The organism is Thioalkalivibrio sulfidiphilus (assembly GCF_000377945.1).
GTDB lineage: Bacteria > Pseudomonadota > Gammaproteobacteria > Ectothiorhodospirales > Ectothiorhodospiraceae > Thioalkalivibrio_A > Thioalkalivibrio_A sulfidiphilus_A.
The window spans coordinates 1-15406 of sequence record NZ_KB898969.1; the positions used below are offsets into that span (position 1 = coordinate 1).

Consider the following 15406-nt stretch of genomic DNA (forward strand, 5'->3'; position numbering starts at 1 on the left):
CTTCTTCAAGTGGATCAAGCAACACCTGCGCATCAAGAAGTTCCTGGGCACCTCAGAGAATGCGGTCAAGACACAGATCTGGAGTGCTGTGTCGGTTTATGTGTTGGTGGCCATTGTCAAGAAACGATTGGACCTGCAGGTTTCTCTCTACACTTTGCTACAGATTTTCTCGATCACGCTGTTCGAGAAAATGCCGTTAAATGCGGCATTCTTGGATGCAAACTACAGCTGCGATGACCCTGAGTCTCGTAACCAATTGAATCTGTTCGATTCTTAACCGGACACTAGTGTTGTATTTCGCCTTTTGAATTGGACTACCCATTCCCCCACGGACACCCGGGGCATCGAACTTTCCCCCAATCCCCGCACCCAATACAAAATCGCCCCACCCACTCTGAAACAAGAGGGCACCCCCATGCCATCCAAGCTGCCATTCCACTACACCACCCCCACCGGCGAACGCTTCGAGGTGGAGTTCGAACTGCATCCGGACACCGTCTCCGCCATGCGGGTGAGTCAGCTGCTGGAACGGCTCATGGACACCCTGGACCACGAGATCGGCATCCTGGGCAACACCGCCAACGGTGACGTGCTGCAGGCCCTGACCATGGCCCTGTCACTGCGGGCGGGGATGATCCATGCGAACCCGGAAGTGACGGGGCAGCTGTGCAAGGACCTGCTGGATCGGGCGCTGAAGAGCGTGGACAACAGCCGGCGCAGCCATGACCTGTCGGGACACGCCTGAGGGAGCAGCCATATGCCCATGAATACACAGCCTAGCAATGACGCCCGCCCCGTGGTCCTGTTCGACGGCGGCTGCCCCCTGTGCCGCAAGGAGATCGCCCACTACATGCGTCTCGACTCGAAGGGACGCATCCGCTGGGAGGACATCCACGCGGACCGCGACGTCCCCGGCCGGCACGGGCTGGCCTGGGAGGACACCATGATGCGTCTGCACGTGGTGGAGGCGGATGGCAGGATCCGCACCGGCGCCCATGCCTTCGCGGCCATCTGGGACCGTCTGCCGGGTTACCGCTGGCTGAGTCGGGTGCTCCGGGCCATTCCGGGCGTGCTGGGTCTGGTGGATGCGGCCTATACGCGCTTCGCCCGCTGGCGCTGGCGGCGGCGCTGCGAAACCGGGACCTGTGACATTCGTTAGAGCGTTCGTGAGGTGCAGACCATGAAGCCGCGCGCATCCGTGTTGCATGCCGTCACAACTCACCTGGCAGGCCTTACGGCCATGTTGCTGCTGGGGGCATCGTTGTTCGCCACGCCCGCCCGCGCGGACGAGGCGTCACTGTTCGCTCTGCTCAAGGAGCCGGGCCATGTGCTGATCATGCGTCATACCCTGGCCCCGGGCATCGGCGATCCGGAGGGGTTCGTGCTGGAGGACTGCCGCACCCAGCGCAACCTCTCCGATACCGGACAGGTGCAGGCACGGGAACTGGGTGAGCGGCTGCGCGCCGGGGGGATCGAGTCGGCCCGGGTCTATTCCAGCCGCTGGTGCCGTTGTCTGGATACCGCCACCGGACTGGGGCTGGGTCCGGTGATCCCTCTGACCGCCCTGGATTCGGTGTTCCAGCAACGCCACGAGACCGAGGCGCGCACCCGCGCCCTGCGGGACTTCCTCGCCGGTCTGGAGCCGGGTGAGCCTGTCATCCTGGTCACGCACCAGATGAACGTCCGGGCGCTGACCGGGCGTTCCACCGGCGTCGGCGAGGGCCTGCTGCTCAATGTGCTGGATCCCGAGGATGTTCGGGTGGTCGGGGTGTTCTGAGCCAACGCCTGCATGCTTGGGCGCCAGCCCCTGCATCCAATCCAGGGTCCCCGTTCAACTCTGGCAATGATCTTGCTAGTCCCTGATGTCATCCGCGGATCAGGAAAGCCAGTCCATGCCCCAAGTCAGAGCCCGGGAGGCCATCCAGTTCCTGATGGCCGCCCGTCAGTGCGAGATCGAAAGCCTCAAACACCTGCTGGAGGCCGGCCGGCTGGTGCTGGCGGTGAGCGGCCTGGTGCATTGCCTGCAAAGGGAGCGGGGCGCCTCCAACCTGTTCCTGGGGTCCGGGGGCCAGTGTTACCGGGAACAGCTGGAGCAATACCAGGACCAGGCCCGGCAGGCGGAGGCGGAGCTGCGCGAGCGGCTGGACGTCTGGCTGGAGCAGGATCGCTGTCCCCAGGGTTGTGCCCGGTTTTTCGCCCGCCTCGCGGTGGCCCTCCAGGGCCTGTCCGGATTGCCGGAGATGCGTGAGCAGGTCAGTGCCGGCCAACTGGCCGTGCAGCCGGCCATGGCCGCCTTCAATGACCTGGTCCGGGGGCTGCTCGCCGTGGTCTTCGAGGTGGCGGATTCGGCCACCGACCCGCAGATCTCCCGCGCCCTGGTGGCCCTGTTCAACTTCATGCAGGGCAAGGAACTGGCCGGCCAGGAGCGCGCCATCGGCGCGGCCGGATTCAGTCAGGGCCTATTCGATGAGACCCTCAAGCAGGCCCTGATGCACCGTATCGATGCCCAGGAGCGTTGCTTCCAGGTGTTCACCGAATTCTGCGACCCGTCCGCCCTGACCACTTGGCAGCAGACGCTCACGGCGCCCCACACTGCGGAGGTGGAGCGCCTGCGCCGCATCGCCTGTACCCGGGAGGTGCCGGAGTCAGGCGGCGTTGAGCTGGCCAAGATCTGGTTTGACCAGGCCACCCATCGCATCGATGCCATGAAGCGCGTGGAGGAGGAACTGGAGGCGCACCTGGAGCGGCTGTGCGAGTCGCGCATCGCGCTGGTGGGCTCGGAGCTGGCCTCGGCCCGGGACCGGGCGGGCAAGGGCACGACCCTGGAGGAGGAGGCGTCTTCGTTCGCCAGCTTTTTCGATGCCGCCGCCGTGGAGACCCTGCCGGGGCAGGGGCTGGAGGATAGCGTCGGCGCGCCCTCACTGGGTCGTTCGGTCATGGAACTGGTGCACCAGCAGTCCCGCCGGCTCCAGGCCATGGAAGACGAGCTGCAGGCGGCACGCAAGGCCCTGGCTGAGCGCAAGCTCATCGAGCGGGCCAAGGTCCTGATCATGAAACACCGGGGCTTCAGCGAGGACGAGGCCCACCGCTTCCTGCGCCAGACCGCCATGAACCAGAATCGGCGCCTGGCCGAGGTGGCCGAGGCGGTGGTGTCCATGGCCGATGTACTGGGATGAGGACGTGGTGCACGCACCATGATGTGTGGTGCAGGGCTGCCTATGCACGCCATTGGTGCGCTGCCAGCATGCCGGGCCTTGGGATTGATGGCGGTAACAGCCACCCTGGTGGACGCGAAAAACCCTGAATCATCAGGGGTCTGATCCGCCCGCATAGCCCCGGGTCATGAAGATGGCACGTTAACTGCAGGGTAAATACGCAGGTGAGCCAAAGGCGGTTCACCGGCTCGAATGAAATTGGACAAAGGCGTCCACCACCGTGCTGCTTGCGCAGCGCGGCCGGTGCGACGCCTTTTTTGTTTTCCGCGAACCGCATGAGGGCTGACAGGCCATGACATCCAGAGACAAGCAGGGCATCAAGGGCAAGACCATGGGCGAGGACATGAACATCAGCCGGCGCAGGTTCCTGACCGGCATGGCGGCAGCTGCGGGCGCGGCGGCCCTGGGCGGCATGGCGCCGGGTACCCTGTCGCGGGCCTATGCCGCGGGCGCCGGCAAGCCGGAAACCACGGCGGCGAAGCTCGGCTTCATCGCGCTGACCGATGCCGCGCCCCTGTTCGTGGCCGACGAGAAGGGCTTCTTCGCCAAGCACGGCATGACCAACGTGGAGGTGCTCAAGCAGTCCTCCTGGGGCACCACCCGGGACAACCTGGTGCTGGGCTCGCGCCGGGGCGGTATCGACGGCGCGCACATCCTCACCCCCATGCCCTACCTGATCGCCTCGGGGACAATGACCCCCAACAACGTGCCCGTGCCCATGTACATCCTGGCGCGCCTGAACCTGGCGGGTCAGTGCATCTCCGTGGGCAACGAGTACAAGGACCTCAAGGTGGGCATGGACACCAGCGAATTCGCCAGCGCCATTGCCGAGAAGCGTGCCTCGGGACGCGCGGTCAACGCCGCCATGACCTTCCCCGGCGGCACCCATGACATGTGGATCCGTTACTGGCTGGCCGCCGGCGGCATCGACCCGGAACGCAACATCTCCACCATCGTCGTGCCGCCGCCGCAGATGGTGGCCAACATGCGCGTGGGCAGCATGGACACCTTCTGCGTGTGCGAGCCCTGGAACCAGCAGCTCATCAACCAGGGCATCGGCTATACCGCCAACACCACCGGCGAGATCTGGCACAACCATCCGGAGAAGGCCCTGGGCATGCGCGCCGACTACGTGGACGCCAACCCCAACGCCACCCGTGCCCTGATCATGGCGGTGATGGAGGCGCAGATGTACTGCGAGGATCCCGCCAACCGGGAGGAGGTGGCGCGCATCTGCTCACGCCGCCGCTGGATCCACGCCCCCTTCGAGGACATCGTCGATCGCATGAAGGGCAATTTCGACTACGGCACCGGCCGGGTCGTGGAGAACCATCCGGACCAGATGCGCTACTGGAAGGATCACACCTCCTATCCCTTCAAGAGCCACGATCTGTGGTTCCTCACGGAAAACATCCGCTGGGGCTATCTGCCGAAGGACTTCGAGATGAAGGGGATCATCGACCGGGTCAACCGCGAGGACCTGTGGCGGGATGCCGCGGCAACGCTCGGCGTCGCCGCCGAGGACATCCCCGCGTCCACCTCACGGGGCGTGGAGACCTTCTTCGACGGCAAGGTCTTCGATCCGGAAAACCCCCAGGCCTACCTGGACAGCCTTGCCATCAAGCGCATCTGAGTGTGTGCGGGGCCGGCGCGCGCCGGCCCCGCACCAATGGAGGACTTCCCCATGAGTGTACCCATGCAACGCAATCGAATCTGGCCCGCCATGCTGGCCACGGGCCTGGGCGACGGATCCGTTATGAGCGAACGCCTGCGGAGTTTAAGCCGCTTCCTGCTTCATCGGGCCCTGCCGCCGGTGCTGGTGACCGGCGCCCTGCTGCTTCTCTGGGAGTTGCTGGCCTCGGGCCCTGCATCGACGCTGCCGACACCCTCACAGGTGCTGTCGGACACATGGGACCTGATCGTCGACCCGTTCTACGACAATGGCGGCACCGACGTGGGCATGGGCTGGCAGATCCTGGCGAGCCTGGAAAGGGTGGCCTACGGCTTTATGCTGGCGGTGCTGGTCGGCGTGAGCCTCGGGGTGCTGATCGGCCAGTCCACCTGGGCCATGCGCGGTCTCGACCCGGTGTTCCAGGTGCTGCGCACCGTGCCGCCGCTGGCCTGGCTGCCGCTGTCGCTGGCGGCCTTCCAGGACAGCAACCCTTCCGCCATCTTCGTGATCTTCATCACCGCCATCTGGCCGATCATCATCAACACCTCGGTGGGGGTGCGCAACATCCCCGAGGACTACCGCAACGTCTCCCGGGTGCTGCGTCTCAACGGCGCGGAGTATTTCCTCAAGATCATGCTGCCCGCCGCCGCGCCCTACATCTTCTCCGGGCTGCGCATCGGCGTGGGTCTCTCCTGGCTGGCCATCGTCGCCGCCGAGATGCTCATCGGCGGCGTGGGCATCGGCTTCTTCATCTGGGATGCGTGGAACTCGTCGATGATCAGCGACATCGTTCTGGCGCTGATCTACGTGGGCATCGTCGGATTCCTGCTCGACAGGCTGGTGGCCTTCATCGGCAACCGGGTCACGCGCGGCACCGTTGCCGGCTGAACACACAGGAGACAGATCATGAGCAACCGTTATCTGACCATCGAGAACGTGGACAAGACCTTCGGCCAGGGCGCCGCGGCCACCCGGGTGCTGAAGGACGTGAACCTCAAGGTGGACCAGGGCGAGTTCATCGCCATCATCGGCCACTCGGGCTGCGGCAAGTCCACGGTGCTGAACATCGTCGCGGGCCTGCTGGACGCCACCACCGGCGGCGTGATCCTGGACGGCAAGGAGGTCACCGCGCCGGGTCCGGACCGCAGCGTGGTGTTCCAGAACCACTCCCTGCTGCCCTGGCTCACGGTCTACGAGAACGTGGCCCTGGCGGTGGACAAGGCCTTTCGCAAGACCATGACCCGGGCCGAGCGCCGCGCCTGGATCCTGAAGAACCTGGACATGGTGAACATGAGCCACGCCCTGGACAAACGGCCGGCGGAGATCTCCGGCGGCATGAAGCAGCGCGTGGGCATCGCTCGGGCGCTGTCCATGCAGCCCAAGGTGCTGCTGCTGGACGAGCCCTTCGGCGCCCTGGATGCCCTGACCCGCGCGCACCTGCAGGACGAGGTGATGCGCATCCAGGCGGAACTGAACAACACCGTGCTGATGATCACCCACGACGTGGACGAGGCGGTGCTGCTCTCGGATCGCATCGTGATGATGACCAACGGCCCCGAGGCCACCATCGGCGAGATCCTGGATGTGGACCTGCCGAGGCCACGGGACCGCATCGTGCTCGCCGACGATCCGCACTACAACCATTGCCGCCACGAGGTGCTGCGCTTCCTGCACGAGAAGCAGCGCAAGGTGCAGCCCCTCAAGCGCCCCGCGCCCGTGGAAGGGACGGGGGCCACGCGCTCCGGAGCGGTGGCATGAGCGCCGTCATGGAGCAGCGTCGGCCGCGCCTGGTGCTGGTGGGCAACGGCATGGCCGGGGTGCGGACCCTGGAGGAGTTGCTCAAGCTTGAGCCGGACAAGTACGAGATCACCGTGTTCGGCGCCGAGCCCTACGGCAACTACAACCGTATCCTGCTCTCGCCGGTGCTTTCGGCAGAGAAGACCCTGGATGAGATCATGCTCAACGACGAGCAGTGGTACCAGGACAACGGTATTCGCCTGTGCAAGGGTCGCAAGGTTGTGAAGGTGGACCGCAAGGCACGTCGTGTGATGGCCGACGACGGCACGGAGATGGGCTACGACCGTCTGATCCTCGCCACCGGCTCCGATCCCTTCATCATTCCGGTGCCCGGTCATGATCTGGACGGCGTGGTGACCTTCCGGGACATCCATGATGTGATCGCCATGCTGGAGGCCGCGCGCACCCGCAAGCGCGCCGTGGTCATCGGCGGCGGCCTGCTGGGCCTGGAGGCCGCCAACGGCCTGCTCTCCCAGGGCATGGAGGTGACCGTGGTGCATCTCATGGACAGCCTCATGGAGCGGCAGCTGGATACCGCCGCCGCGGCACTCCTGCAGCAGTCCCTGGAGCAGAAGGGCCTGCGTTTCCTCATGGCCCACCAGACCGAGGCGATCCTGGGCGATGGCCGGGTGCAGGGGGTGCGTTTCAAGGACGGCAGCGAAGTGGCCGCGGACCTGGTGGTGATGGCGGTGGGTATCCGTCCCAACACCGCTCTGGCCAAGGAGATGGGCCTCTATTGCGAGCGGGGTGTGCTGGTCAACGACACCATGCAGACCTACGACCCGAGCATCTACGCGGTGGGCGAGTGCGTGCAGCACCGGGGCCAGACCTACGGACTGGTGGCACCGCTCTGGGAGCAGGCCAAGGTGTGCGCCAACCACCTGGCCGAGTACGGCATCGCCCGTTACGAGGGCTCGCTCACCTCCACCAAGCTCAAGGTCACCGGCATCGACCTGTTCTCCGCCGGGGATTTCACCGGCGATGAGACCTGCGACGAACTGGTGTTCAAGGATGCCGCCCGCGGCGTGTACAAGAAGCTGGTGCTCAAGGATGGGCGCATCCGTGGCGCCGTGCTCTACGGCGACACCCTGGACGGCCCCTGGTATTTCCAGCTCATGCGCGATGCCACCCCGGTGGATGACATGCGCCAGGGTCTGTTGTTTGGCCAGGCCCACGTGGGCGACTCCGGCCATGGCAGCGAGGCAGAGCGGGTCGCGAGCCTGCCGGACAGCGCCGAGATCTGCGGCTGCAATGGCGTGTGCAAGGGCACCATCCTCAAGGCCATTGGCGAGAAGAAGCTGTTCACCCTGGAGGAGGTGCGCGCCCACACCAAGGCCTCCGCCTCCTGCGGCTCCTGCACCGGGCTGGTGGAATCGCTGCTGGCGAGCGCGGTGGGCGGCGATTACTCCGAGGCCCCGGCGAAGAAGCCGGTGTGCGCCTGCACCGTGCACAGCCATGACGAGCTGCGCGAGGCCATCCCGCGCCTCGGGCTCAAGACCATCCCCGAGGTGATGCAGGCCCTGGACTGGAAGAACCCGGACGGCTGTCACGTGTGCCGTCCGGCGCTCAACTTTTACCTGCTGTGCGCCTGGCCCGGCGAGTACGTGGACGACGGCCGCTCCCGTTTCATCAACGAGCGGGTGCACGCCAACATCCAGAAGGACGGCACCTACTCGGTGGTGCCGCGCATCTGGGGCGGGGTGACCACGCCGGCGGAACTGCGCGCCATCGCCGATGTGGCGGAGAAGTTCGCGGTGCCCACGGTGAAGATCACCGGCGGTCAGCGCATCGACCTGCTGGGGGTGAAGAAGGAGGACCTGCCCGCCATGTGGGGGGATCTGAACCGCGCCGGATTCGTGTCGGGCCATGCCTACGGCAAGTCCCTGCGCACGGTGAAGACCTGCGTGGGCTCCGAGTGGTGCCGCTTCGGCACCCAGGACTCCACCGGCATGGGCATCCGCCTGGAGCAGATGACCTGGGGCTCCTGGACACCGCACAAGTTCAAGATGGCGGTCTCCGGCTGCCCGCGCAACTGCGCCGAGGCCACCATCAAGGACTTCGGCGTGGTGGCGGTGGACTCCGGCTGGGAACTGCACGTGGGCGGCAACGGCGGCGTGAAGCTGCGCGGCACCGACTTCCTGTGCAAGGTGAGCACCCCCGAGGAGGTTGAGGAGTACTGCGGCGCCTTCATGCAGCTCTACCGTGAGGAGGCCCGCTACCTGGAACGCACCGCACCCTGGATCGAGCGGGTCGGGCTCTCCCACGTGAAGCAGCACATCGTGGAGGACGCAGAGGGCCGCAAGCGCCTGCATGCCCGGTTCCTGGCCTCCCAGGTTGAGGCCCAGGTGGATCCCTGGGCGGAGCGGGCCCAGGGCAAGGAGGCCCATGAGTTCATTCCCATCAAACCCGTGGCCCTGAAGGAGGTGACGCCATGAGCTGGATCGAGGTGGGTGAGCTTTCCGAGATCCCGCGCCTGGGCAGCCGGGTGGTGCGTCTGCCGGGCGGCGACGTGGCAGTGTTCCGCACCGGGGATGACCGGGTGTTCGCCCTGCGCGACGCCTGTCCCCATCGGGGCGGACCCCTGTCCCAGGGCATCGTGCACGGCCACCGGGTCACCTGTCCGCTGCACAACTGGGTGATCGAACTGGAGACCGGCGAGGCCGCCGGTCCGGACACGGGCTGCACTGCGGGCTATGCGGTGAAAGTGCAGCAGGGCAGGGTCTGGCTGAACGTGGAGCCGGCCCGTGACAGCCAGTCCGGTGAGGCCTGTCTGCAGCGGGTTGCCTCGGCATGAGCGGTCGGCTGCCGGTGCGCACCACCTGTCCCTACTGCGGGGTGGGCTGTGGCGTGCGCGTGTCCGCCGAGGGCGGGCGCTACCGGGTCGAAGGCGATACCGCTCATCCCGCCAACCGGGGTCGCCTGTGTTCCAAGGGGGCCGCCCTGGCAGAGACCCTGCACGGGGAGGGACGGCTGCTGCATCCCATCGTCCACGGGCGGCAGAGCGGCTGGGACGAAGCCCTGGACACAGTGGCCGATGGATTCCGGCGCATCATCGATGCCCACGGGCCCGAGGCCGTGGCCTTCTATGTCTCCGGGCAGCTGCTCACCGAGGACTACTACCTGGCCAACAAGCTGATGAAGGGCTTCATCGGCAGCGCCAACATCGACACCAACTCCCGGCTGTGCATGTCTTCCGCCGTGGCCGCCCACACCCGCGCCTTCGGTACGGACACCGTGCCCGGTTGCTACGAGGATATCGAGTTGGCGGACCTGGTGGTGATCGTGGGCGCCAACTCCGCCTGGGCCCACCCGGTGCTGTTCCAGCGCCTGAGCGCCGCGAAACAGGCCCGCCCGCAGATGCGCGTGGTGGTAGTGGATCCCCGGCGCACGCCCACCTGCGAGATCGCCGATCTGCACCTGCCCCTGCGCCCGGGCAGCGATGCCTGGCTGTTCAACGGCCTGCTGCATCACCTGCGCCGGGAAGATGCCCTGGATCTGGATTACCTGGAGCGGCACGTGGAGGGTTTTGCCGCGACCCTGGAGGCGGCCCGCCAGAGCGCGCCGTCCATCCCGGACACCGCCGCCCGCTGCGGACTGCCCGAGCACCAGGTGGCGGAGTTCTTCCGCCTGTTCACCCGTCACGAGCGGGTGGTGACCCTGTTCTCCCAGGGCATCAACCAGTCCTCCAGCGGCGTTGACAAGGGCAACGCCATCATCAACATGCACCTGGCCACGGGTCGCATCGGTCGCCCCGGCATGGGGCCGTTCTCGCTGACCGGGCAGCCCAACGCCATGGGCGGTCGGGAGGTGGGGGGACTGGCCACGCAACTGGCTGCCCACATGGGCTTCGACGATCCTGGGGCGGCGACGCGCCTGGGCCGCTTCTGGGGGAGCGACCGTGTGGCCTCGAAACTGGGTCTCAAGGCGGTGGAGCTGTTCGAGGCCATGGCCGAGGGGCGGGTGAAGGCGGTGTGGATCATGGGCACCAATCCCATGGTGAGCCTGCCGGACGCGGATCGCATGGCCGATGTGCTTCGGGCCTGCGAGCTGGTGGTGGTCTCTGACTGCATGGTCGAGACCGAGACCACGGCCTTTGCCCACGTGCTGCTGCCCGCCGCCACCTGGGGCGAGAAGGACGGCACGGTGACCAACTCGGAGCGGCGCATCTCTCGTCAGCGCGCCTTCATGGAACCCCCCGGACAGGCCCGGCCGGACTGGTGGATCATCGCCCAGGTGGCCCGGCGCATGGGCTTCGCCTCGGCCTTCGACTACCAGGGCCCGGCGGAGATCTTCCGTGAGCACGCCCGGCTCTCCGGTTTCGAGAACCGGGGCGGCCGGGATTTCGACATCAGCGCCCTGGCGGACCTGGACGATGCCGATTACCAGTGGCTGCAGCCGGTGCAATGGCCCGTCAATCGTCAGGCCCCCGGCGGCACGCCGAGGCTGTTTGCCGACGGGCGCTTCTTCACCGGTTCCGGCCGCGCACGCCTGGTGCCCGTCACGCCCCGCCTGCCGGCGGCATCCACCGACGACGACTACCCGCTGCTGCTCAATTCCGGCCGCATCCGCGACCAGTGGCACACCATGACCCGAACCGGTGCCGTGCCACGGCTCAGCGGGCACCTGCCCGAGCCCAGTGTTCAGATCCACCCGGGGGATGTCGCCCGATGGGGGCTCAAGGACGGCGATCTGGCGCGCATCGAGAGTGCCCGGGGTGCCATGCTGGCCCGGGTGCGTCTGGACACGGGCCAGCGACCGGGGAGCGTCTTCGTCCCCATCCACTGGAGCGGGCCCTTCGCCCGCCAGGCCCGGGTGGGCGCCCTGGTGGCGGCGGTCACGGACCCCATCTCAGGGCAGCCGGAGTTCAAGCAGACGCCGGTGCGACTGCTGAGGCTCGATACCACCTGGCAGGGCTTTTTGCTCACTCGACGTCCCCTGGCCCTGCCGGAAACCCTGTACCGGGTCAGGGCCGCCATTGCCGGAGGCTGGCGTTATGAGCTGGCCGATGCCGGGTCACCGCCCGACTGGCCGCGCTGGCTGCGGGTGCTTGTGGGCGAGGACGGGGAGTGGCTAGAGTTCGAGGACCGTGGCGGTGCCGCCTACCGGGCCGCCTGTGTCCGCGATGGCCGCCTGGAGGCCGTGCTGTTCATCGGGCGCGGATCTGAACTGCCTGCCAGGGACTGGCTGCTGGGCGTCTTCGCGGAGCAGACCCTGGCCCCGGATCTGCGGGCCCGGTTGCTCGCCGGCCGGCCGGCCGCGGGTCGGCCGGATACCGGACCCGTGGTCTGTGCCTGCCACGGGGTGGGGCTCAATACTCTACGCGAGGCCATCCTCAACCACCGGCTGGACAGCGTGGATGCCGTGGGTTCGGTGCTCAAGGCAGGCAGTGGCTGCGGTTCCTGCCGACCGGAGATCCAGGCCTTGATCGACCAGGCGCACACGCCGGCCTTACAGGCCTGAAGACTGATTCAGGTTGTCCAAAACCAGGGTGGCGCCGGCACCGCTTCATTGGATATATTCGGGTCTATGAATATGGACCTCGAAACCGTGTTCCGCGCCCTCTCGGACACCACCCGCCTGCGCTGTCTGGCCCTGCTGCGCGCCGAGGGCGAATTGTGCGTCTGCGAACTCACCCACGCCCTGGATCTCCTGCAACCACGCATCTCCAGGCATCTTGCCCAGTTGCGCGAATCCGGCCTGCTGCTGGATGAGCGTCGGGGACAGTGGGTCTACTACCGCATGAACCCCCAACTGCCTGCCTGGACGGAAACGGTCATCGCCGCCAGCCTGGAAGCGGTCCGGGATCAGGAGCCCTATCTCACCGATCGCCGGCGCCTTGAGACCATGACCGAGCGCCCCGGCCGTCTGTGTTGCGCCTGAAGGTCGTCATCTGCGGGTCACAAAGCATCCGTAGCATCTATTCCATTTTGTCTGCATCCCTGCCGGGCGAGTCTATGCGCCGGCGCTGCACTTTCATGGAGAGCAAGCAATGAGCATTCGCGTTGGCATCAATGGCTTCGGCCGCATGGGTCGCCTGGGGCTTCGCGCCGGCTGGGGCAAGGCGCCGCTTGAGTTCGTGCACGTGAACGAGACCGCCGGCGACGCGGCCTGTTCCGCCCATCTGCTGGAGTTCGACTCGGTCCATGGCCGCTGGCACCACGAGATCCGCGCCGAGGCCGAGGCCTTCAGCGTGGACGGGCAGCGCATCAGTCACAGCAGCGGCAAGACGCCCGGCGATGTGGACTGGGCCGGCATGGGCATCGATATCGTCATCGAGGCCTCGGGCAAGTTCCGCACCGTGGAATCGCTCAAACCCTATTTCGACCAGGGGGTGAAGAAGGTCATCGTGGCCGCGCCCGTGAAGGACCCCTCGGTGCTCAACGTGGTGGTGGGGGTGAACGACCATCTCTATGATCCGGCTCGCCACCACCTGGTCACCGCCGCCTCCTGCACCACCAACTGCCTGGCGCCGGTGGTGAAGGTGATGCACGAGGGCATCGGCATCCGCCACGGCACCATGACCACCATCCACGACATGACCAATACCCAGACCCTGGTGGACACCGGCCACAAGGACCTGCGCCGGGCCCGAGCCGCGAGCCTGTCCCTGATCCCCACCAGCACCGGTTCCGCCAGGGCCATCGGCGACATCTTCCCGGAACTGAACGGGCGCCTGAACGGCCACGCGGTGCGCGTGCCGCTCCTGAATGCCTCGCTGACGGATTTCGTGTTCGAGGCCCAGCGGGAGACCACGGTGGAGGAGGTCAACGGCCTGTTGCGCGAGGCCGCCGAGGGTCCCCTCAAGGGCATCCTGGGCTACGAGGAGCGCCCCCTGGTCTCCGTGGACTACAAGGACGACACCCGCTCGTCCATCGTCGACGCACCTTCCACCCTGGTGATCAACGGCACCCAGGTCAAGGTGCTCGCCTGGTACGACAACGAGATCGGCTACGTGAACCGCATGATGGAACTGGCGGTGAAGCTTGGGTCGCTGCTTTTAAATTCATAAAGCTCTCGACGCAAAGACGCGAAGACGCAAAGGGCGCGAAGGTAATCGCGTGAAAAGATCTTTCAGCATACTGGATTCATTGGGCCGTGATCTGAGGCCCGGGACGAGTGTTTTTCACCCGACGTTCTTGGCGTCCTTTGCGTCTTCGCGTCTTTGCGTTGAGCGCCGTTGATTTGACTCCAGCAATGCCAGCCAACACCCCACAACTCGGTCTGCGCCCCTACGCGATGATCACGGCCAATTACTGGGCCTTCACCATCACCGACGGGGCGATCCGCATGCTGGTGGTGCTGTACTTCCACATGTTGGGGTACTCGCCGCTGGAGATCGCGCTGCTGTTCCTGTTCTACGAGTTCTTCGGCATCGTCACCAACCTGGTGGGCGGCTGGCTGGCCGCGCGCCTGGGGCTCAACACCACCATGATCCTCGGCACGGGCCTGCAGGTGTTTGCCCTGCTCATGCTCACGGTGCCCGACGCCTGGCTGGGGGTGGCCTACGTGATGTTCGCCCAGGCGCTCTCGGGCATCGCCAAGGACCTGAACAAGATGAGCGCCAAGTCGGGCGTGAAGCTGGTGCTGGGGCAGGGGAGCGAGGGCCGGCTGTTCAAGTGGGTCGCTGTGCTCACCGGCTCCAAGAATGCGCTCAAGGGCGCCGGCTTCTTCGTGGGCGGGGCGCTGCTCTACGCGGTCGGATTCCGCTGGGCACTGGTGTGCCTGGCGGGCGGCCTGTTCCTGGTGGCGATCTTCGCGGTGCGCGGCCTGCCCGCAGGCCTTGGGCGTGCCCCTGGCAAGCCCAAGTTCGGTCAGATGTTCTCCAACACCCGGGAGATCAACTGGCTCTCGGCGGCGCGCTTCTTCCTGTTCGGCGCCCGGGACGTGTGGTTCGTGGTGGGTCTGCCGGTGTTCCTCTCGGCCGTGCTCGGCTGGAACCACATGCAGGTGGGCGCCTTCCTGGCCCTGTGGGTGATCGGCTACGGCATCGTGCAGGCCTCGGTGCCGCGCCTGATCCGTTCATCCAAGGCCATCGGGGACCCCGACGGCGGCACGGCCAGATTCTGGGCCTTTGCCCTGGCGCTGGTGCCGGCGGGGATTGCCCTCGCGCTGATGCAGGGCCTGGACCCGGCCTGGACCCTGATCATCGGCCTGGGGCTGTTCGGCGTGGTGTTCGCCATCAACTCCGCGGTGCATTCCTTCCTGATCCTGGCCTACGCGGATCACGACAAGGTGGCCATGAAGGTGGGTTTCTATTACATGGCCAATGCCGGCGGCCGCCTGCTGGGCACGGTGCTCTCCGGCTGGGTCTATCAGACCCAGGGGCTGGAGGGCTGTCTGTGGTGGTCGGTGGGGTTCGTGGTGGCGGCGGGGCTGATTTCGCTGAAACTGCCCAAGAAGTTCGAAGGGTGAATTGGTAAGTGGGAAGTAAAGTCTTTTCAACCCAGATTGTCCATTAGCCATTTTTCTTGAGGATGAGGCAAACTGTGGGCCATCGCGCCGCGGCTGCGGGCGCACGGGTTTCTAATGGATACCATTAGAGAAAGCCATTGCGGATCAACTGGATAGATAAAGGTCATGGCGAAATCAGTGCTTCAGGGAGAAGGATTCTCGGTCAGTTTCAGCAACCGTGAGGTCACGGCCTGGGGCGGCTTAGCGCTGCTCAAGCAAATGCTCGACAGCATGGGGTTTCGGCAAGCGGCAGCCGGCTGGGGTTTGCCCG

General features: G+C 66.2%; 13 protein-coding genes and 1 pseudogene. All 14 read left to right on the forward strand.

Annotated elements, in window-relative coordinates; all coding sequences use genetic code 11:
• Positions 1-277, forward strand: a pseudogene (locus tag D580_RS15715) (IS4 family transposase); the annotation flags it as partial.
• A 138-nt stretch (positions 278-415) separates the two neighbouring features.
• A complete protein-coding gene (locus D580_RS0114100; RefSeq protein WP_018955005.1) occupies positions 416-745 on the forward strand; it encodes a hypothetical protein in 330 nt (109 codons plus the stop codon).
• 12 nt (positions 746-757) lie between these two features.
• On the forward strand, positions 758-1159 hold the full coding sequence (locus tag D580_RS0114105; RefSeq protein ID WP_018955006.1) for a thiol-disulfide oxidoreductase DCC family protein: 402 nt from the start codon (positions 758-760) through the stop codon (positions 1157-1159).
• A 21-nt stretch (positions 1160-1180) separates the two neighbouring features.
• Positions 1181-1777, forward strand: coding sequence for a histidine phosphatase family protein (locus D580_RS0114110; protein ID WP_081617296.1), 597 nt, complete (start codon positions 1181-1183; stop codon positions 1775-1777).
• 115 nt (positions 1778-1892) lie between these two features.
• Entirely contained in the window at positions 1893-3176 is a 1284-nt protein-coding gene (locus tag D580_RS0114115; protein ID WP_026290004.1) for a nitrate regulatory protein, read from the forward strand.
• Positions 3177-3507: 331 nt separating this feature from the next.
• Positions 3508-4848 carry an ABC transporter substrate-binding protein gene (locus D580_RS0114120; protein WP_018955009.1) on the forward strand — a complete coding sequence of 447 codons (1341 nt, stop codon included), beginning with the start codon at positions 3508-3510 and terminating at the stop codon, positions 4846-4848.
• A gap of 63 nt (positions 4849-4911) precedes the next feature.
• Positions 4912-5775, forward strand: a complete 864-nt coding sequence (gene ntrB, locus D580_RS0114125; protein ID WP_331270974.1) for a nitrate ABC transporter permease — start codon at positions 4912-4914, stop codon at positions 5773-5775.
• Positions 5776-5793: 18 nt separating this feature from the next.
• On the forward strand, positions 5794-6645 hold the full coding sequence (locus tag D580_RS15720) for an ABC transporter ATP-binding protein (protein WP_018955011.1): 852 nt from the start codon (positions 5794-5796) through the stop codon (positions 6643-6645).
• Positions 6642-9119, forward strand: coding sequence for a nitrite reductase large subunit NirB (nirB, locus tag D580_RS0114135; RefSeq protein WP_018955012.1), 2478 nt, complete (start codon positions 6642-6644; stop codon positions 9117-9119). The genes D580_RS15720 and nirB overlap by 4 nt, the downstream gene beginning before the upstream one ends.
• Positions 9116-9478, forward strand: coding sequence for a nitrite reductase small subunit NirD (nirD, locus tag D580_RS0114140; RefSeq protein WP_018955013.1), 363 nt, complete (start codon positions 9116-9118; stop codon positions 9476-9478). Before nirB ends, nirD begins: the two co-directional genes overlap by 4 nt.
• Positions 9475-12144: a nitrate reductase gene (locus D580_RS0114145; protein ID WP_018955014.1), complete on the forward strand. Its 2670-nt coding sequence runs from the start codon at positions 9475-9477 to the stop codon at positions 12142-12144. The genes nirD and D580_RS0114145 overlap by 4 nt, the downstream gene beginning before the upstream one ends.
• A 66-nt stretch (positions 12145-12210) precedes the next feature.
• Positions 12211-12564 (forward strand): metalloregulator ArsR/SmtB family transcription factor, encoded by a 354-nt coding sequence (locus D580_RS0114150; RefSeq protein ID WP_018955015.1) that lies wholly within the window; start codon positions 12211-12213, stop codon positions 12562-12564.
• Between the two features lie 109 nt (positions 12565-12673).
• Complete coding sequence (locus D580_RS0114155; protein ID WP_018955016.1) at positions 12674-13693, forward strand: ArsJ-associated glyceraldehyde-3-phosphate dehydrogenase; 1020 nt, start codon at positions 12674-12676, stop codon at positions 13691-13693.
• A gap of 185 nt (positions 13694-13878) precedes the next feature.
• A complete protein-coding gene (gene arsJ / locus D580_RS0114160) occupies positions 13879-15096 on the forward strand; it encodes an organoarsenical effux MFS transporter ArsJ (RefSeq protein ID WP_018955017.1) in 1218 nt (405 codons plus the stop codon).
• Positions 15097-15406 lie beyond the last annotated feature (310 nt).

Coding starts and splice junctions, on each gene's coding strand:
- D580_RS0114145 (WP_018955014.1), top strand. CDS start 9,475: ATGAGCGGTCGGCTGCCGGTGCGCACCACCTGTCCCTACTGCGGGGTG.
- D580_RS0114155 (WP_018955016.1), top strand. CDS start 12,674: ATGAGCATTCGCGTTGGCATCAATGGCTTCGGCCGCATGGGTCGCCTG.
- D580_RS0114150 (WP_018955015.1), top strand. CDS start 12,211: ATGAATATGGACCTCGAAACCGTGTTCCGCGCCCTCTCGGACACCACC.
- D580_RS0114105 (WP_018955006.1), top strand. CDS start 758: ATGCCCATGAATACACAGCCTAGCAATGACGCCCGCCCCGTGGTCCTG.
- D580_RS15720 (WP_018955011.1), top strand. CDS start 5,794: ATGAGCAACCGTTATCTGACCATCGAGAACGTGGACAAGACCTTCGGC.
- nirB (WP_018955012.1), top strand. CDS start 6,642: ATGAGCGCCGTCATGGAGCAGCGTCGGCCGCGCCTGGTGCTGGTGGGC.
- D580_RS0114100 (WP_018955005.1), top strand. CDS start 416: ATGCCATCCAAGCTGCCATTCCACTACACCACCCCCACCGGCGAACGC.
- ntrB (WP_331270974.1), top strand. CDS start 4,912: ATGCAACGCAATCGAATCTGGCCCGCCATGCTGGCCACGGGCCTGGGC.
- D580_RS0114115 (WP_026290004.1), top strand. CDS start 1,893: ATGCCCCAAGTCAGAGCCCGGGAGGCCATCCAGTTCCTGATGGCCGCC.
- arsJ (WP_018955017.1), top strand. CDS start 13,879: ATGCCAGCCAACACCCCACAACTCGGTCTGCGCCCCTACGCGATGATC.
- D580_RS0114120 (WP_018955009.1), top strand. CDS start 3,508: ATGACATCCAGAGACAAGCAGGGCATCAAGGGCAAGACCATGGGCGAG.
- D580_RS0114110 (WP_081617296.1), top strand. CDS start 1,181: ATGAAGCCGCGCGCATCCGTGTTGCATGCCGTCACAACTCACCTGGCA.
- nirD (WP_018955013.1), top strand. CDS start 9,116: ATGAGCTGGATCGAGGTGGGTGAGCTTTCCGAGATCCCGCGCCTGGGC.